The 19,048-nt window shown below is 42.0% G+C and carries 17 protein-coding genes and 1 pseudogene; 2 read left to right on the forward strand and 16 right to left on the reverse strand.

Going from position 1 to position 19,048, the window contains the following annotated elements:
* Positions 1–8: 8 nt before the first annotated feature.
* The gene (locus BZ167_RS00605; protein ID WP_061890624.1) at positions 9–1,400 is read right to left on the reverse strand and encodes an MFS transporter; all 1,392 of its coding nucleotides are present in this window, start codon (positions 1,398–1,400) and stop codon (positions 9–11) included.
* Positions 1,401–1,964: 564 nt separating this feature from the next.
* Here BZ167_RS00605 and BZ167_RS00610 point away from each other — a divergent pair.
* Positions 1,965–3,059, forward strand: coding sequence for an L-dopachrome tautomerase-related protein (locus BZ167_RS00610; RefSeq protein WP_061890623.1), 1,095 nt, complete (start codon positions 1,965–1,967; stop codon positions 3,057–3,059).
* A gap of 357 nt (positions 3,060–3,416) precedes the next feature.
* Here the strand turns inward: BZ167_RS00610 and BZ167_RS00615 are convergent.
* The 10 genes and pseudogenes from BZ167_RS00615 to spoVK all read right to left on the reverse strand — a co-directional run.
* Positions 3,417–3,836, reverse strand: a pseudogene (locus BZ167_RS00615) (SMI1/KNR4 family protein); the annotation flags it as partial.
* 75 nt (positions 3,837–3,911) lie between these two features.
* Entirely contained in the window at positions 3,912–4,370 is a 459-nt protein-coding gene (locus tag BZ167_RS00620; RefSeq protein ID WP_060674206.1) for an SMI1/KNR4 family protein, read from the reverse strand.
* Between the two features lie 14 nt (positions 4,371–4,384).
* Entirely contained in the window at positions 4,385–6,184 is a 1,800-nt protein-coding gene (locus BZ167_RS00625) for a T7SS effector LXG polymorphic toxin (RefSeq protein WP_060674204.1), read from the reverse strand.
* A gap of 98 nt (positions 6,185–6,282) precedes the next feature.
* Complete coding sequence (locus BZ167_RS00630) at positions 6,283–6,840, reverse strand: SMI1/KNR4 family protein (RefSeq protein WP_031379094.1); 558 nt, start codon at positions 6,838–6,840, stop codon at positions 6,283–6,285.
* Between the two features lie 49 nt (positions 6,841–6,889).
* Positions 6,890–7,144, reverse strand: coding sequence for a SunI/YnzG family protein (locus BZ167_RS00635; protein ID WP_033574791.1), 255 nt, complete (start codon positions 7,142–7,144; stop codon positions 6,890–6,892).
* Positions 7,145–7,756: 612 nt separating this feature from the next.
* Positions 7,757–9,091, reverse strand: a complete 1,335-nt coding sequence (gene glnA / locus BZ167_RS00645) for a type I glutamate--ammonia ligase (protein ID WP_007410365.1) — start codon at positions 9,089–9,091, stop codon at positions 7,757–7,759.
* A 57-nt stretch (positions 9,092–9,148) separates the two neighbouring features.
* Positions 9,149–9,553, reverse strand: a complete 405-nt coding sequence (locus BZ167_RS00650) for a MerR family transcriptional regulator (RefSeq protein ID WP_007410366.1) — start codon at positions 9,551–9,553, stop codon at positions 9,149–9,151.
* 109 nt (positions 9,554–9,662) lie between these two features.
* Positions 9,663–10,928 carry a methionine gamma-lyase family protein gene (locus BZ167_RS00655; RefSeq protein WP_047935741.1) on the reverse strand — a complete coding sequence of 422 codons (1,266 nt, stop codon included), beginning with the start codon at positions 10,926–10,928 and terminating at the stop codon, positions 9,663–9,665.
* Between the two features lie 16 nt (positions 10,929–10,944).
* Positions 10,945–12,207: a GTPase HflX gene (gene hflX / locus BZ167_RS00660; protein WP_061046768.1), complete on the reverse strand. Its 1,263-nt coding sequence runs from the start codon at positions 12,205–12,207 to the stop codon at positions 10,945–10,947.
* 129 nt (positions 12,208–12,336) lie between these two features.
* A complete protein-coding gene (spoVK, locus tag BZ167_RS00665) occupies positions 12,337–13,305 on the reverse strand; it encodes a stage V sporulation protein K (protein ID WP_007611621.1) in 969 nt (322 codons plus the stop codon).
* A gap of 306 nt (positions 13,306–13,611) precedes the next feature.
* On the opposite strand from spoVK, the gene BZ167_RS00675 reads away from it, so the two are divergent.
* Entirely contained in the window at positions 13,612–14,370 is a 759-nt protein-coding gene (locus BZ167_RS00675; RefSeq protein WP_053104415.1) for an N-acetylmuramoyl-L-alanine amidase, read from the forward strand.
* 49 nt (positions 14,371–14,419) lie between these two features.
* Here the strand turns inward: BZ167_RS00675 and BZ167_RS00680 are convergent, their stop codons facing one another.
* The 5 genes from BZ167_RS00680 to BZ167_RS00700 all read right to left on the reverse strand — a co-directional run bounded on the left by BZ167_RS00680 (position 14,420) and on the right by BZ167_RS00700 (position 19,025).
* Positions 14,420–15,040: a hypothetical protein gene (locus BZ167_RS00680; RefSeq protein ID WP_053104414.1), complete on the reverse strand. Its 621-nt coding sequence runs from the start codon at positions 15,038–15,040 to the stop codon at positions 14,420–14,422.
* Between the two features lie 48 nt (positions 15,041–15,088).
* Positions 15,089–16,078: a class 1b ribonucleoside-diphosphate reductase subunit beta gene (nrdF, locus tag BZ167_RS00685; protein WP_012117608.1), complete on the reverse strand. Its 990-nt coding sequence runs from the start codon at positions 16,076–16,078 to the stop codon at positions 15,089–15,091.
* A 17-nt stretch (positions 16,079–16,095) separates the two neighbouring features.
* On the reverse strand, positions 16,096–18,198 hold the full coding sequence (nrdE, locus tag BZ167_RS00690) for a class 1b ribonucleoside-diphosphate reductase subunit alpha (protein WP_007611605.1): 2,103 nt from the start codon (positions 18,196–18,198) through the stop codon (positions 16,096–16,098).
* On the reverse strand, positions 18,158–18,550 hold the full coding sequence (gene nrdI, locus BZ167_RS00695; protein WP_003154061.1) for a class Ib ribonucleoside-diphosphate reductase assembly flavoprotein NrdI: 393 nt from the start codon (positions 18,548–18,550) through the stop codon (positions 18,158–18,160). The genes nrdE and nrdI overlap by 41 nt, the downstream gene beginning before the upstream one ends.
* Before the next feature lie 259 nt (positions 18,551–18,809).
* Positions 18,810–19,025 (reverse strand): hypothetical protein, encoded by a 216-nt coding sequence (locus BZ167_RS00700; RefSeq protein ID WP_003154062.1) that lies wholly within the window; start codon positions 19,023–19,025, stop codon positions 18,810–18,812.
* Positions 19,026–19,048 lie beyond the last annotated feature (23 nt).

Raw genomic sequence — 19,048 nt, forward strand, 5'->3', positions numbered from 1 at the left:
ATCATGTTTTAAGCTTTGAAATCGTCAATATGATCCAAATAAACTTTGTCTCTATTCTCTAATTCTCGAACCATGCTTTTATATTTTTTCTCATCTAAGTTATAGAAATTAATATCAATCAAGGCCAGAACCAGTAAGAACACGGGGATAATGGTTGTTGTAATTAAAATTCCCGTCAATGCCTCCGGCGTTTGCACCTGATTTGCCACATATCCAAACTGATCTAGAACCAAACCCGGTACAACCCCTCCCAAGGCCATGCCGAATTTAAAGAAAAATCCGATAATAGCGTATATGAGACCGCCCATTCTTTTCCCGGTCTTATACTCTCCATATTCTATTGTTTCAGGAATAAGCGCCCACATATATCCCCCGGCAGTGAGACTTCCTGCAGCGGCCAGCAATCGAAAGGAAAGTATCAGGAATACATTACTTGACGGAACGAAAAGTAAAGCTAAGAGGCCGATCATATTCAGTAATAATGCATAGTTTAGTAATTTCTTCTTCCCTAATAATTGATGAAGCTTTGGAATAAACGGTAAAATGACCAAAGCAGGCAAACTTCCCAACAAACCGTACCACTTCACTAAATCCGCTCTTTCTAAATTATACGTTACGTAATAGATGCCAACCGAATTACTGATTGAATTCACTCCAAAAATAATAATAAAGAAAATACTTAATACAACTAGAGGCCGATTAACACGAAATTGCTCAAATATATCCGAAAATTTAATTTTTTCTTCCGATTTTTGAAGCGTGACACGCTCTTTTGTGCTTTTAAAACAAAAGATTAAAAGGCACCCGCCTATAACTCCCATAATACCCATGGTTAGCTGCCAGCCAAGAGATTCGCTGCCGGAATTATCACTTAAATAAGCAGCCAGTAAGGGAACAAAAAATGCAACGACAAGTCCTCCAAGATTTGCAAATAACATACGGACAGACGTTATACTAACAACTTCTTGATTATTTCTGGTCATTGCAGATGTTAACGCGCCATATGGCACGTTTATCATGGTATATGTAAGCGATAAGCCGACATAGGTGATATAGGCATATATTAATTTCCCCATATCCGAAAAATCCGGGGTTGTAAAACAGAGTATGGCCAATATGACAAAGGGAAAAGCTCCGAATAAAAGATACGGTCTGAAGCGGCCAAACCTGCTGTTTGTTCTGTCAACTATTGTTCCGATAAAAGGATCAGCGAGAGCGTCGATGATTCTAACCACTAAAAACATCGTACCGGCTGCTGCTGCCGATAAACCAAAAACATCTGTATAGAAGAACAAAAGATACGTAGACACTGTTGCATAAATTAAATTACATGCAAAATCTCCAGACGCATATCCAACTTTTTCAACCATGCTGATCTTCTTTACATTTTCACTGAGCATGATTTCTCCCCTTTTCGATCCTTTACATAAGGAACATGATGAAATGGTATAACATTTCTTTAAAATTATCGGCCAGTGAGCGGCTTATAAAAGCGCTTTCAAAAAAATGATAGCGGTTTACTTTCACAGAGCATTTTCAACATCCAAATGGTGATCAGATAGCAGTGAACAGGATAAAAGCTTGGCTTTCGCTTTTTATATACCTCCAATTAAATCGAGCCTCTTATCCCCCTCCCATTTAAGACCTTTACATGATGGACAATTAAAGTGGTTTTATTAGTTTGTTGATCGAACAAACTAACTTGATTTCATATTATAAAATCTTTTCCGCTTTTTCAACTCTTTTTTCAGAGAATTTAAAACCGACCAAAGGACATACCATGTTGTAATTGCCGACTGCTTCGACAGACGTTAAGTAAACCCCCCTGTGTCACCTGACTGACTTATTAAATGATAAGCACTTCCATCATCTTTGGTTTAGAAAAACTTATTAAGAAACATGCACTAGAAAAAATGCGAATCATATATAAGTGATATCCCGTTTAATTGGTTGAGGAGGATATTATGAAACCTATGCTGCCTTTTGAAAAATATTTTGGGGATTTAGAACTGGTTTATGCATTTTATGGAGCTATGCCTACCGGTGTTACTGTTTCAGAAACTGGTCGTATTTTCATTTGTTTTCCGAAATGGGGAGACGATGTTAAATTTACGGTGGCGGAGATAATTGGGGATAAATTGCAGCCTTATCCTGATTTACAAACCAATTTGGTTAACCCTGAGAATATCAAAATGACTTTCATCAGTGTCCAAAGTGTAGTTACTGATGGAAGAGGAACGCTTTGGGTACTAGATACGGCGGCACCCAATTTTTCTGAACCAATTAAAGGCGGGGCAAAATTAGTCGCTGTTGATTTAAAAACCAATACAATCAGAAGAGTTTATACCTTTACAGAAGATGTTGTCCTTCCAACAACTTACCTGAATGATGTCCGATTTGATTTTCGTGTTGGAACTGCAGGTTATGCCTATATAACGGATTCTTCTTCCAAAGGACCAGGAGCTATTATCGTCGTGGATTTAGAAACCGGAAACGCATTTAGACGGTTAAATGGAGCAAATCCAACTTCACCGGATTCCTATTTTATACCGAAAATAGAAGGCAAAATTTTGATGAATCGTAACAGGGATGGTTCAACTTCCCCGTTCAGGCTGGCATCCGACGGTATTGCGATCTCTCCTGACGGAAAGGTATTATTTTTTTGTCCACTGACCAGCCGCCATTTGTTCTCGATCTCAACAGAAGCCCTGAGAGATAGAAATATACCGGACATGGATTTACTTTATCATGTGGCGTATTGGGGAGAAAAAGGCGCGTCTGATGGAATGATTACAGATGCGAAAGGAGCCATTTATGCCGGAGATTATGAGAACAATAGTATTCGAAAGATGCTGCCGAATGGCACAATGGAAACCATCGCACATGATTCGAGAATTTTATGGCCGGATACTTTTTCGATTGGTCCGGATGAATACTTATATGTCATCGTGAACCAATTACATCGGCAGGCTAGATTTCATTATGGAAAAGACTTACGACAGAAACCTTATAGTTTACTTCGTATCAAAATTGATGAATTTCCTGCTCCTGCTTTTTGAAAATAAAAATGGCCGGTTCCATTTTAGAGCATAATTGGCTTCATTTAGCCTTCATCCTAAAAGAAATCAAATTTCAAAAGAAAATGAAGGAAATCATATAATATCCTCATTTTAATATAAATGGTTTATTCGAGCCGTTTATAACGCACTGTTGACGTATATAAGAAAAAAACAGACTTCCCTTGAGCCTCAGAACCTGAAGGAATAGGTCTATCATGAATATCAGATGAGCAAGCCCTTTGATGGGCAGCTTTTATTACAGAGCCGGGGTGATACCCCGGTCTTTTTATTAAGGGAAAAACACTGTAACCCGTCTGTAGTTTACAGCAGGAAAAAGACTTTATCTGGATGACTTTATTCATGATCCCAAAACAATATCTTTTCATTATCGATATCCATACATATTTCATTCCCGCCTGCAGAGCTGCTTGCAATAGGAATTATATTTCTAGGAAACCGATCAGAATATGTATCGATCACTTTCTGAAGACTGCTATGATCGTTCGCTAAACCGTAAATATCCTCTAACAATTGCGTATCATCGTCCTTACCCATCCAAAGGTCTTTCTCTATTGGTTTATAGCAAACGTCATACTCAACTTTATCTGTTGTTTTTTTCCTTTCTAAATAACATCCTCCATATATCTTCAAAAAGTCCTTATAATCTGAAGGTAATTGATTGCCTATGTTAATTTCAAGCTCTTTTAGTTGTTCATTTGTATTAATGCTAGGATCTGTGCCAGCATCAATCGTAAACTCTTTCAACTTTTGTTCGATCTTATCTTAGTAAAGCTCATTTTAATACTCCTTCATATGCTATGGAAAAACAAGTTATAGACCTTCTTTTTAGTTTTAATCGTCCCAGTCCTCATCATCAATCCAGTCGTCTTTCGCTTCTTCCAGTTCTTCTATTAAAAACTCAAGGAATGTACTACCAACTTGTTTACCATATCCCTCTTGGTTGTCCCAAAGAATGACAGGGCATTCACCATTTTTCATCTTATTAGTGTCAAGACAATAAGAAAATTCATCTACATATTCGATCACTACAAGACCATCGGAAAGGTTATAATATTTTTTATATTCATTGGTCTGTTCGACAACTTCAGCGCCGTGAGAGTCATATCCGAGTATCATTGTTCCATATGCTCCCCCTGAACCATACTCAGTTAAAAACCACTTATAGCTGTCTGGAAGAGTTACATTGAGATCCTCTTCTATTTCGCTAATCTGCTCCTCAGTGACTCCTCCCGTGAGAATTGAATTTTCTTTATTTTCATCAAAGAAAGTTTTTATTTTTGAATAATCCATTAAACTTTCACCTCTTATTCTTGGTTCTCAAATTGCTGAGCTCTCCATCTCCAATACCTTCTTCTGAAACTTTTATATTGTTTATCAAGTACTAGATCATTTCTAAAACTCTGTCCATTCCCTTTTAATCCATGCAAAACATCACTGTACTTATTATGCCAGCTTTCAGGTATCTCCAGTATAGTACCAGGCTCTTCTTGAATTAAGTGATGTAAATTTATTTGCGTGCCATCTTTAGCAAACGGAGCATTACCATTTTTCATCAGTTGTAGATTCGTAAGGCCTTTACGATTTTTTTGATTAAGATCAATATCTTTCATTGTATATACTCTACGGCTTACATCTCTAGGCTCTCCTTTAACTTTTACCTTACCGTCTATTTCGTATGCTTCATATTTTTCTTTATTTAACCAAGGGACATCAACTTGCTGACCTGTAAATGGCTTTCTGCTTTCATCCAATTTCTTTGCATTGGTCAAAAGTTCATTTTTAAGGTTTTGGCTATCAACCACATTGTATGGCACGTCCCCTGCCATCGCAAGATTATATTTAGAGTTATACGGAAGCAGATCTGGAAGTTTAACATCCTTAATTTTCTGACCTACCTGTCCTGCCTTGTTTATGACCTTCCCCGCCGCATCAGCTTTGTTAACGGCTCCTGCTCCTTTCGTTCCGACGACAGCCACAGCCACTGAACCGACCGCATATGTCACCCATCTAGATCTGGAGTAAGCATCTCCGTTCACCATATCCTTTTGATACGATTCTTCTATTGCTGTTGCAATAGCATCGTATGTTTCAACTGGATGAAGTACTGTATTCCCCAGTGCTGACAAGGTTTCTCCCGGATCGGTTATGAAATCCCATAAACCGGTTACAGTGTCTTTCCCAACATCATATAAACCAACGCCAGCCCCTTTTAATATATCCCAAGTCACTTCTCCGGCTTCTTCCATCTGTTTTGCTTGTTCAAGCTGAATGACATATTGCTGTTGGGAAGGTCCAAGGTTCTCGTAACCGATCTTCTTCGCAATTTCCAAGTATTCCTCCGGATCGGTCACACCGTCAGCGAGTTTTTTCTTCAAATCCTTGATTTCCCGCTCTTTCGCTTCTTCCTTTTTAATCGTCAAATAAGCATCTGAATGTCTTGCAATCTCGCCTTTCTTCTTATGTATGTCACTTTCCCTGTATGCCTTGGCGTTATAATGAAGCGGAGTGGCGTTTTTTCCTTTGCCCGTAGCGTTTTGGAGCTGTTGAAAGTCTGCCTGAATGAAATGTTCATTTGCCTCGGTTTCTGCGTATTCTTTCGTTAGATCGTGATCAAGCTTTCCGAGTTTATGTATGGTATCGTTCCTTTTTTTATCTGCTGACTCAAGCTTTTGATCGACATCTTCTGTAGAGAAAACATCAAGATGAATGATATCGCTGATTTCATCAAGGATACCTTTCATTTCATTGCGCTGCTCTTGCATGATGGCTTGTGATTTATTCTTCGCATGAATCAGCTCATGTTCTAAAAATGACTCTTCCACAAACGAATCGGCCAATCCCGCATCAGTTACTTTTCCAGAAAGACTGTTAAGAAAAGCAATCTTCATATCGATCAGATCAAGCCAGCTGTCTGTGACACTAGCGTGATCTTGAAAGAATGCTTTGATGTTATCAGCACCTTTGCCCGAAAACTCATTGTCATCTAAGTCAGCCATTCCCTGAAAAGCTTTCCTGAGATTGATAAATTGTTCTCTAATCTGATCATATTCTTTTGCTCGCTTTTCCGCTGCTGAAATTAAAGAGGCTGCTTCAAATACTTTCATTTCCGACTCCCTTCCACTAATTCTCATCTAAATTTTACCACAGCGTTATTATTTGATTAACAGAAAAATACAGTCTGTTCTGACTGTCATACACGGTTTTATCTCGTTCTGTAATAATTTTCAGCGGTATAGTATTTCCAATCCCAAAAAGCATCCCCGTTCGACATAATATATCGGTCTAAAAATATTTCAAAGTTTAAATTTAATGGATTATATTCTGAACCACTTTCAAATATAAATAGATAGTTAGGATCACCTTGATTCACTCTATCCTTATCGATCATTAAATGACATTCTTCCAACAGATAGCCAATAGGTATTCCATTGATCCCATCAAACAAATCCTCATATTTTAGTTCTTCCTCTATTTCCTCAAGGCTAAATAAATGAAGCCCTCCGCCAATATTCTCACCCTTTGAAAGGATTTCGAAAATTTTTGCGCCATTATGCTGAGAAATAAACTTCAGGTAATCATCAGGAAGAGTGAATTTATGATTCGACTGAAAGTTTTGGATTTCACTAAGAGACGCTTTGTTCGGAGAAAAAGTCACAAGACTCTCTATAATATATCCCTCAGAACAAAACAATTTAATGGCCCCTTTTTCATCTAAAAGACTTTTCAAACCATTGATAGTCTTATGGACAAAGTTAGTCAATAAAAACACCCCCATACTCCTCAGAATAATTACTGAGGATACGAATTTGTTAATCAGTAAGAATTTTATTCATAATTGAAGCAGCATTAGAAGTAAACAAAATATAAGTGTTTTTTGCCGTTTTAATTACTATCCTATCCGTAGAGCCATAAGGAAACCCAATCCTTACTGCATTTTTCTCCTGTCCCCCGTAGTATGGATCCAGTAATACATCGTTGATTTCTTTGATTGGAATTTCAATTTTAGATAGTTGCCAATTGATAATTAATTTACCATCAGATTTTTCAACTTTAATCCCAAGCAAAATTGCATTTCCCCTTCCGTCTATATACTAAGTTAAATTGTAACATAGGGTTTGCATAAAATAACATATTAAGGAAAATGAAAATGATTGCCCACAATTTTCAAATAAGAATGTTGTGAAATCGTTTTAGTAAAAGCTGTAAAAAAATATTACGAAAGAACGCCTTACCTGGCGTCTTCAGTTTCAAAGAGGAGGTGGAGGGATGGAAGTCTTTAGTCTTGTTCATTTTTTCATTTCACCAGTTCTACCGTACCCTGTAAGCCCTATTAAAGGTCTGTTTCATTTATGTCAGAAGAGACAGCATTTTTGCTTTAGTTTTTGGTCGGACACTCCGTCAGCAGACAAGCCATATATACGTTTCGCAGTTACTGTTTTCAGAACGCAACAGCCATCAATTCCGTTGTTAGCTGCCCCCATTTTTAGAAGCCGTCTACTCAAACCAAAACCGAATAAAGAATCACGAGAAATACGAGTCATCAATTGCGGAGTTAGATTCATAACTTCAAATTTTTTTGGTCATATTTTGGTCAAGGACCAAAAATATTGTTCTTTTAATCTTATGACCAAAACCAAAAAATCCCCTGACACCAATAGTGCCAAGGGAATGAGAGATTAATACTGAGACATGTATTGTTCGCGCTCCCACGGATGAACCTGTGTGCGGAACATATCCCATTCGATTTCTTTTGCTTCGATGAAGTGTTCGAACAGGTGCTCACCGAGTGCCGCAACCATGACTTCGTTTGATTTGAATTCGTCGAGAGCTTCCGCCAGCGTCGCCGGAAGATCTACGATGCCGTTTTCCATGCGCTCTTCTTTGCTCATGACGTAGATGTTGCGGTCAATCGGAGCCGGTGCTTCAAGTTTGTTTTTGATTCCGTCAAGGCCTGCTGCAAGCAATACGCTTAACGCCAGGTACGGGTTTGCCGCCGGGTCTACGCTGCGGACTTCAACACGCGTGCTGATGCCGCGGGAAGCCGGGATACGGATCAGCGGGCTTCTGTTTTGCGCGCTCCATGCCACGTAGCAAGGTGCTTCATAGCCCGGAACAAGGCGTTTGTAAGAGTTCACTGTCGGGTTTGTGACAGCCGTAAAGCTTGTCGCGTGTTTTACGATACCGGCAATGAAATGTTTTGCTGTTTCACTCAGCTGAAGATCAGCGTCTTTATCAAAGAACGCGTTAACGCTATCTTTAAAGAGTGATAGGTTGCAGTGCATACCGGAACCGTTTACGCCGAACAGCGGTTTTGGCATGAATGTCGCATGCAGACCGTGTTTGCGGGCGATCGTTTTGACAACCAGTTTGAAAGTTTGGATGTCGTCACAAGAACGGATGGCACCAGCATATTTAAAATCGATTTCGTGCTGACCCGGAGCAACTTCATGGTGAGATGCTTCGATTTCAAAGCCCATTTCTTCAAGCTCAAGCACGATATCGCGGCGGCAGTTTTCTCCCAAGTCAGTCGGAGCCAGGTCGAAGTATCCGCCTTTATCGTTCAATTCAAGCGTCGGTTCGCCTTTTTCATCTAATTTAAACAGGAAGAATTCAGGCTCGGGTCCAAGATTGAAATCGCTGAAACCGAGTTCTTTCATTTCTTTCAGAATCCGTTTGAGGTTGTTACGCGGGTCACCTTCGAACGGCGTGCCGTCCGGATTGTAAATGTCACAGATGAAGCGTGCTACTTTACCTTTTTCAGCCGTCCATGGGAAGATTACAAATGTGTTCAGATCAGGATATAAGTACATATCAGACTCTTCGATACGGACGAAACCTTCGATGGAAGAACCGTCGAACATGCATTTATTATCAAGTGCTTTTTCAAGCTGGCTCACAGGAATTTCCACGTTTTTAATCGTTCCGAGAATGTCTGTGAATTGAAGGCGGATATACTTTACGTTTTCCTCATTTACTAATTTTACGATGTCTTCTCTTGTGTACTTTGCCATTTCGTAAAACTCCTCCTCTAAAAGGTAAATGTATATAGCAAAACAGTTGCTAACGGATTAATGAAAGAATCGGGACATGTCACCTTGGCGGAAAGTATTTCCCCGCTGGAAACGGCCTGCCTGCATCAGTTCGTTTTTCAGAAGCTTTCTGAGTTCGTCATCAGACAGATTGTGCTTCATCGGTTTGGCGGTTTTTTCGGATTTTTCTTCCGGTTCGGCAGATGCCTTATCCAGAATTTGTTTGATTCCCGCCATATTGACGCCTTGTTCAATCAGATTTTTGATTTCTAACAGTTTATCTACATCATGGAATGAAAATAATCGTCTATTTCCTTCGCTTCTCGCTGGAAATATCAATCCATTTTCCTCATAATATCGAATTTGCCGGGCAGAAAGTTCTGTTAACTGCATGACAATCCCAATTGGAAATAAAGGCATTGAGCGGCGAATGTTATCACTCATCTCAATTTCCTCCTTTTCTTATCTTAGTCTCATTATAGGTGATGTTATATTTTGTGTCAACACAATGTAAGGAATCTTAACATCAAATTCTTTGAAAATTGCAAACGGCCTAAATCAGCTCTTTTTCCATTAAAGCATTTACGGCGCTGCAAATCGCATTTTTCACGTGCGCGTAGGTTAATCCTCCTTGGACATACGCGACATAAGGCGGTCTGATGGGTCCATCTGCTGATAATTCAATGCTTGCTCCCTGTACGAATGTGCCCGCTGCCATAATGACATCGTCTTCATATCCCGGCATATAGCTCGGATAAGGCGTCACATGCGCATTAATCGGTGAAGCATATTGTATCGCCTGGCAAAAAGCGATCATCTTATCAGGGTCCTGAAACTCAACTGATTGAATCAGATCCGTTCTCGGCGCATTCCATGCAGGGTTTGACGTAAAGCCGAGCTTTTCAAGAAAACGGGCGGTAAATACCGCTCCCTTCAAGCTTTGCGCCACTACATGCGGAGCGAGAAAGAAACCTTGATACATTTCCTGCAGTGAATAAAGCGAAGCGCCGGCTTCACTTCCGATTCCCGGGGAGGTCATCCGGTAAGAGCAGGCCTCAATCCACTTGGCTTTCCCTACAAGATAGCCGCCCGTTTTAGCAAGGCCGCCGCCCGGGTTTTTGATCAGGGAGCCGGCCATAAGATCCGCTCCGACGTGGCAGGGTTCCCGCTCTTCTGCAAATTCTCCGTAGCAATTGTCCACAAAAACAATGACATCTTCTTTGATTTCCTTTACGAAACGAATCATCTCTTTAATTTCATTTATTCTGAAAGACGGACGATTCGCATATCCTTTTGAACGCTGGATGCCGATCACTTTTGTATTCGGCCGGATTGCAGCCCGGACAGCTTCAAAGTCCACTCTGCCTTCTGATGTTAAATCGACTGCATTGTATCCGATTTGAAATTCCTTAAGCGAGCCTGAATACTCCCCGCCTCTTACTCCGACGATTTCCTCGAGTGTATCGTAAGGCTTGCCTGTTATATAAAGCAATTCGTCCCCGGGTCTCAGCACACCGAAGAGCGCGATTGAAATCGCATGCGTTCCGGAAATGATTTGCGGCCGCACGAGTCCCGCCTCTCCTCCGAACACATCAGCATAGATCTTCTCCAGTGTATCTCGTCCGATATCATCATAACCGTATCCGGTTGAAGGCGTAAAATGCGTATCGCTTACTTTATGTTTTCTGTAGCTTTGCAGGACTCTCCATTCATTCCGTTCACTGATTTCTTCTATTCTTTTATGAACGGCGGAGATTTCCGCTTCTGTTTCTTCGGCGGTTTTTTGTAAAAGAGCGCCATGGGTCAGTGTGTCAAACATGTTGTGTATACCTTCCTTACATGAATTTCTTCAGTTCTCCGAGTATGCTTTGTTCTTCCTGTACATAACCTGAGACTTCGTAGCGTTCATTTTCTTCATTAAAATAAAGGCTGTCGATCATGGTCTCTGATTTGATGCGTGACATCAATTTGCCTTCGGCGGCAGGCACATGAACTTCATACGGCGTCATCAGCTCCCGGCGCAAATAAGCTTCGATTTCCGCTTTTAGTTTTGCTTCATCCCAGGCGATTCTGGCGCTGATCATGATGTGGCCTTCTCCCGCTGTCGGGATGAAGTCAGGAAGTGTATCATCACGTTTGTTATAAGCGGTCAGCACCGGAATATCATCTGCCTCAAGCTCTTTTAACAGACCGAGGACAGTCTGTTCATGTCCGGCATAATCTTCATTGGATGAATCAATGACATGAATGATCAAGTCTGCTTCCTTCACTTCCTCAAGCGTTGAGCGGAAAGCCGCAATCAGCGTCGTCGGCAGGTCCTGAATGAAGCCGACCGTATCAGACAAAAGGACGCTGTAGCCGCTTGGGAGCGCCATCTTTCTCGTCATCGGATCAAGTGTTGCAAACAGCAGATCTTCTTCATAGCTGTCTGAGCTTGTTAATTGATTGAACCATGTTGATTTTCCGGCATTGGTATAACCGACGAGTGCAGCCTGAAGCACGCCGTTCTTTTTACGTCTCTCCCGATAACGGCTTCTGTGGCGGATAACCGTTGACAGCTGCACGTTAATTTCGTGTATGCGGTTTCTAATGTGGCGCCGGTCTGTTTCAAGCTTTGTCTCACCGGGCCCTCTCGTCCCGATTCCGCCGCCTTGTCTTGAGAGATTGATTCCTTGTCCGCTCAGACGGGGCAGCGCGTATTGAAGCTGGGCCAATTCGATCTGAAGCTTTCCTTCTCTCGTCTTCGCCCTTTTTGCGAAAATATCCAAAATAAGCTGCGTGCGGTCGATGATCTTCGCTTCAATTGCAGTGGCGAGTGATTTAAGCTGGCTCGGTGACAGTTCATCATTAAAAATGATCAGATCCGCTTCAAGCTCTTCACACAGCGCCTTCAGCTCGTCTACTTTCCCCTTGCCTATATATGTAGCGGCATCCGCTCTGTTCCGTTTTTGCGTAATCCGGGTCAGCACCGTTCCGTCAGCCGTTTTTGTCAATGAAGCAAGCTCTTCCATGGAATGTTCAAAGTGCTCATCTGTCATGTGCGGAAGCTGGCAGCCGACCAAAATGACCGTTTCTCTTTTTCCTTCCTGTTCGTTCAAATGGATGTTCCTTTCTGTGTCGTATTGGGCAGTAGTACTATCATACCAAACCCGCAGGGCGTATACCACACATCCGGCGGGTTTTAAAGAGAGAAATAAAAAAGAGACCCCTCAAACCGGCTGAGAGGTCTATTCGTGAGCTGCCGCCTCATCTTGTATAAGTAAATCCTGGCTCTTGATCGTCATTAAATCGTTTTTTAAGTATTGGTCTCCCATTAAAAGTCTCATGGCCTGAGCGCGGATTGATTTTTCAATCACGTTTCTGACAAAGCGCCCGTTGCTGAATTTTATGGGGCTTGTCGTGCTTTTCACTGTCATTAAGTAATCTTTTAACTTCCACTCGGCTTCCTGGCTTAATTGATACTCCCGCTCTGCTATCATGCGCTTTGCGATGTCCATCAGCTGAGTGACAGAGTAATCCGGAAAATCGATGCTGATAGGGAAACGCGATTGCAGGCCGGGATTTAATGACAGGAAATGTGTCATTTCTCTCGAGTACCCTGCCAGGATCAGAATAAATTCATGCTGTTTGTCTTCCATATGCTTGACAAGCGTATCAATCGCCTCTTTACCGAAATCCTTTTCTCCGCCCCTTGCAAGTGAGTATGCTTCATCAATGAATAAAATGCCCCCGAGCGATTTTTTAATCAGATCTCTCGTTTTTTGCGCTGTGTGTCCGATGTATTCACCGACCAGATCAGCACGTTCCGCTTCGATCAGATGTCCTTTGGAAAGCACGTTCATTTCGAAGAAAAGCTTGCCGATCAGTCTCGCGACGGTGGTTTTCCCGGTGCCGGGGTTCCCTTTGAACATCATATGAAGAGCTTGTTTTCCGACTTTAAGCCCTTGTTCGGCCCGTTTTTGGTTGACGAATATCCACGCGTAAATTTCTTTAATGTTGCGTTTCATTTCTTCCATACCCACTAATGTGTTCATTTCTTTTTCAATTTCTTTCAGAATGCTGTGCTTGGCTTCATTTTTTTGCAGGGCGGCCTGATATTCCGCCTCAGCTTCCGCATTTGTCAGCACTTGCTTTTGGCCATTAAGAATGATGTTAATTTGTCCGTTATTTTTATAGGTTACAGCGCGCTCCAACATGCTCACCTCTCTGTTCTCTCTTTATCTTACTCATGATGAAGCGGTTCTGTGACATCCGCCTATCATCATGAGACCCGTTTTCCTCTTTATCTGTCACTTTTTCCGTTCTCTTCGGGAATGATGTTGAATCCTGCGCTTTCCCGAGAAATATTTTTCATTTCTTATTGTATTCAGCAGAAACGGGAGGACAAACCATTTATTTTTATTTTCCGGGAAATGTTGGGTATATTTCTCATTTTTTTTATGAATGACAGCCGTACAAGCACCATTTGAATATCATCATATGCTGTAATGAGGTGATGGAGAATGGTTAAAATTTTTATAGACCCCGGTCATGGCGGAACTGATTCAGGTGCAACCGGAAACGGACTTCAGGAAAAAGCGGTCACGCTGGAGATCGCGCTGGCTTTGCGCACGATTCTGACGAATGAGTATGAAGGAGTTTCTGTCACGATGAGCAGGACAAGCGATAAGACGGTCAGCCTGACGGAAAGAACGGATGCCGCCAACAGCTGGGGCGCAGATTATTTTTTATCCATTCATATTAACTCAGGAGGCGGAACCGGATTCGAAAGCTATATTTACCCCGGTGTCGGAGCGCCGACCTCGACTTACCAATCAGCCGTCCACACGCAAGTGATTCAAGCATCGGGTTTTAATGACCGAGGAAAAAAAACAGCCAACTTCCATGTGCTGCGGGAGACAAGTATGCCGGCGATTTTGACGGAGAATGGTTTTGTTGATACGTCAGCTGATGCAAACAAACTGAAAACAGCCAGTTTTATTGAAAGCCTTGCAAGAGGACATGCCAAGGGCTTGGAGCAAGCTTTCGGTCTAAAAAAAAAGGCTGACTTATATAAAGTGCAAATCGGTGCATTCAAAGTGAAAGCAAATGCTGATGCGCTTGCCGCCGATGCGGAGTCTAAAGGTTTTGACGCGATTGTGCTTCCAAAAGGCGGCTTATTTAAAGTGCAGATCGGCGCATTCTCTTCCAGAGATTACGCTGAAGCGTTGGCCGCGCGGGCCGAAAAAGCCGGATTTGATGCCTTCATTATACAAGACTAAATGAAAAAACCCCCGCTCTCCCTTTTTTGGGACGAACGGGGGTTTTTTGTTATTGAAGTATATCGGCGACAAACTGAGACCAAGCTTCAAGACGCTGATACACATTTTCCTCTTTCAGTTCGCTCAGTTTCATCCAGCGCCCGGCGATTTGATCTTTTTCTTTCACTTCGACTTGTGCCGCAGACGCTAACTGGAGCGCAGAAAGGATGCCGATATGCACCTTCCCTACATCGTTTTCATCATCATTGATCAGGCCGAGTGTGACAATGTTTTGTTTGTCCTCCTCGCGAATGTACAGTTCTTCCGCCAGCTCCCGGTCGGTATTCTGTTTCAGCACTTCCGAAAATGAAGCCGCCCCTTCCATAGGGTTCATGTGTCCGCCGAAGCCGAGAGAAAGCTTATTGTGGAGGCGCGATTCCCCTCCGCCCGCGAGCCGTTCATACACAAACACCTCATCATCGCGGCGGATGACGACATACGGAATCGGCTGTTTAAATCGCGGATCCTCTTCCGCGTCGCCTCTTCTGATTTCAAAAAAATGCGCCTCAATTTGAGCCATAATGTTTACGATACGTTCCTCCTCGCTGTTGACTCCCTGAAATGTCAGCATTTCGTTTTGAAAGACGTCACTCCGCGGTGCAGCCAAGATGATTTCATCCATTTTATTCATGCCCGTTCCTCCTGTCTTACCTCTCCATTCAAGCCAAAAGAGCAGATATTATATCTGCTCTTCATCTTGGCCAAAATAAAAATCTTCGTCCTTAATCGGTTCTACCGTCGCCTTTTTGTAGCCGTTCCCTTTCATGGAGAAGAAATCATGTGATTTTGTTTTGGTGTTTAATCCGTTTAATACGATCGGATTAATATCCTCTTCTTCAAAGTAAGGATCGAACCCTAAGTTCATCAAAGCTTTATTGGCGTTATAGCGGATGAATTTCTTTACATCGTGTGAGAGTCCGACTTGATCGTACAAGTCCTCTGTATATTCAAGCTCATTTTCATATAACTGATTCAGAAGGTCAATCGCAAATTCACGAAGCTCTGCTTTTTTCTCTTCTGTCTGTTTATTATAAATTTCCTGAGCAAGGAGACCGACATACACGCCGTGAATCGCTTCGTCACGAAGGATCAGGTTAATGATCTCACCGCTTTGCATCAGTTTTCCTTGTCCGTAGAAATATAACGGATAATAGAAACCGCTGTAGAAAAGGAAGCTTTCCAGATAGACGGAAGCAACCATCGCTTTGAACAGTGAAATTTCATCATCTTTTTGAATGGCTTTGTAAAGCCCGACAATCATTTGCGCTTTTTTCTGCAAATATTTATTTTGTTTAACCCATTCAAATACTTCATTAATCGTTTCAGTCGGAGCAAGCGTCATAAAAATATTTGAATATGATTTTGCGTGCACCGCGTTTTCCATCATCGCCATGAAATTAAGAACCGCTTTTCGCTGATGGCCTTCGACGTGCTCGGCCACAATCGGCATGCCCGTGTTCCCCTGCTCTGTATCAAGCAGTGTCAGGCCGGCGAGCACCTTCATGTACGTATCCTGCTCATTTTTACCCAAATACTTCCAAGTGAGAAGATCGCCGTTTAATGCGATCTCTTCCGGAAGCCAAAACTGCTTTACGTTTTGGTTGTAAAACATTTGGGTGAAATCATCTTCATGCTTTGACCAGTTTGCTGCGTCATAAATTTTTGTCACTGTAAACTCTCCTTTAATCAAACGACACAAGAAAGACAGCTGTCCTGCCCGGTATCTTTCGTTCTTGCATAGTAAATGGTTTTGATGCCTCTATGGTGGGCATACAGATCAATACGGTTCAGATCACGAGTTGTCATCGTATCTTTCAAAAACAGGGTAAAGCTGATTCCCTGATCGATATGCTGCTGGATTGTCGCGATCATATCCACCACTTTGAACATGTCCATATCATAAGCTTCTTTGTAGAAGAACCAGTTATTAGACGCTAACCCCGGCATCGGGTAATACGTTTTTGAATTTCCGTATGTTCTTTCTTCGATCCGTTCCATGATCGGCATAACGGACGCCGTGCTGGATTGGACGTAGGAAATGGAGCCTGTCGGCGCGATGCACAGTCTGTAGCTGTGGTACATGCCGTTTTCAGCGACAAACGCCTTCAGCTCTTTCCAGTCTTCGATTGTCGGAATGTGCATGCCTTCAAAGAGCGCAGCGATTTTTTCGTATGCCGGTGAGAACTCTTTTTCGATATATTTATTGAAATATTCTCCCGTTGCATAAGTGGAGCCTTCATAATGCTCAAACGTTTCGCCTTTTTCTTTCGCAAGCTCAGCTGAACGCTGGATGGAATAAAAGTTCACCATCATAAAGAACGTATTCGCGAAATCTCTTGCTTCCGGGCTTTCATACGCGATGCCGTTTTGAGCCAGGTAGCCGTGGAGGTTCATGGCGCCTAAGCCGATCGATTTCATCGCTTTGTTCGCGCGTCTGACTGCCGGCGCGTTGCGGATGTCCGTCGTCTCAGATACATGAGTCAGGGAATCCGTCGCGAGTTTCACCGTGCGCTCAATCGATTTATGTTTCATGACATTCAAAATATTTAATGAACCAAGGTTGCAGGAAATGTCCAAGCCGATTTCGTCTTCTTCATCATAATCTGTGTAAGCCGAAACCTGTGAGGCCTGAAGCACTTCAGAGCAAAGGTTCGAGAATTTCACTTTTGATACGTGGTTATTCGCGTGCTCTTTGTTTACGTTGTCCTGGAACATAATGTACGGATAACCTGACTCAGAACGGAGAACGGCAAGCTTTTCAAGCAATTTGCGCGCATTCACTTTTTCTTTTTTGACACGCGGGTTGTCGACAAGCTCTTCATACATCGCGGTCATGTCCATTTCGTCCATATGCTGGCCGTATTCTTTATAAATCGTATGCGGATAGAATACATAAGCCGCTTTGTCCTCACGTGCAAGCTCAACGAACTTATCCGGAATGACGACACCGATAGAAAGCGTTTTGACGCGCACATCTTCATCCGCAGAAATCTTTTTCGTATCAAGAAAATCATTGATATCGCGGTGGAAAATATTTAAATACGCCGCGCCTGAGCCTTGTCTTTGGCCCATTTGGTCAGCGTAACGGAACGCATTATCAAGAAGCTTCATGACGCCTACAACGCCTTTTGTGGCGTTTTCAACATCTTTAATCGCTTCACCTTTCGCGCGAAGCTTGGACAGATTAAGAGAAACCCCGCCGCCCAATTTAGACAGCTGCATGGAAATATCGATCGCCCGTGAAATATCGTTTAAGGAATCATTGACTTCGAGCAAGAAGCAGCTCACCAGTTCTCCGCGGCGTTTTCTGCCGGCATTCAAAAATGTCGGTGTACTCGGCTGATATTCCTGGTTGATCATCAGGTTTACATATTCTTTTGCTTTCTCAGTGTCGCCGTTTGCGAAGAACAGCGCGACGATTGAGATTCGGTCCTCATAGCGCTCGAGGATTCTTTTCTTGTCATTCGTTTTCAAAGCATAGTCATTATAAAATTTAAACGCACTCATGAAGGAAGGAAAACGAAACTTCTTTGCGTAAGCTGTCTTAAACACTTCTTTAATGTCTTCAAAAGAGTAAAGGCTTAAGAATTCCTCTTCGTAGTATTGGTTTTCAATCAAATAATCCAGCTTCTCTTTTAAATCGTGAAAGTAAACTGTGTTTTGATTGATATAGTCAACAAAATAGCTATGTACAGCCTCTTTATCTTTATCAAACTGAAATTTTCCATCTTGTTGGATCATGATTTCGTTATTTAACTGGATCCATTTTGGCACTTGATTTTGTGACAACTCTTTCTACCTCCTGAGTAAACAATTCAACGTCTTTAGATGTGCCGCTGAGTTCAAATTTGTGCAAGATCGGCACCTGATATTGTCTTGAAATGGTATCGGCGCTTTTTGCAAAGTTATCGCCCCATACTTTGTTGCCGCTCGCAGCGACTCCTAATAAGAGATGGGCGTATTTTTCGAGAAATGATTGTGTTGATGCCGGTACCTGACCGAAGTTTGTCGTGTAGGTGACCAAAACAAACGGAGTGTCCACGTGGTCCGTTTCGTCCACCTTGCGGATCAGCTGAAAGTCTGTTTTATTCACAAAACGCTGAACATTCCCTGTCTTTGAATCAAATATGATTTGAACCATCCTTATCACGACCTATCAAAAATAATGAATCTCTTAACACTATATATAGTATACTAACCTCTCAGAAAAACACAACATATTGAGATCGATTTATAAAAAATTCATATTTTTGAAAGAGCGGACTTTGGCTCTGGCCCGATTAACGCCCAAAAAAGAGAGCAGAACGAGAATCATCTCTCATCCTACTCAAGGTGTCATGTGTAAGCCGATGTCTATCATAACATGAAAAAAAACTGCTTAGTAGTCTAGACTTTTATTCTTATTTTTTGTAAGAATCACATTTTTTTTCGCTTTCAACGGTTTCTTCAATCTCCACATCAGCACCGATTTCTTTCAGTACGGCTTTCAGAGCGCTTGTGATGGAAGCCTCTCTGATCAGTTCTTTGCCGTCAACGATGATGCTGGTTCCATATTCATAGCAGGAATCATCTTCACAAGTTTCTTCCCAATGGTTGATTATCACCTTGTGTTTCAATCGTCTCACCCTCTGCATGATCA

It is taken from the genome of Bacillus sp. 275 (assembly GCF_001999205.1).
GTDB classification, from domain to species: Bacteria; Bacillota; Bacilli; order Bacillales; family Bacillaceae; genus Bacillus; species Bacillus velezensis.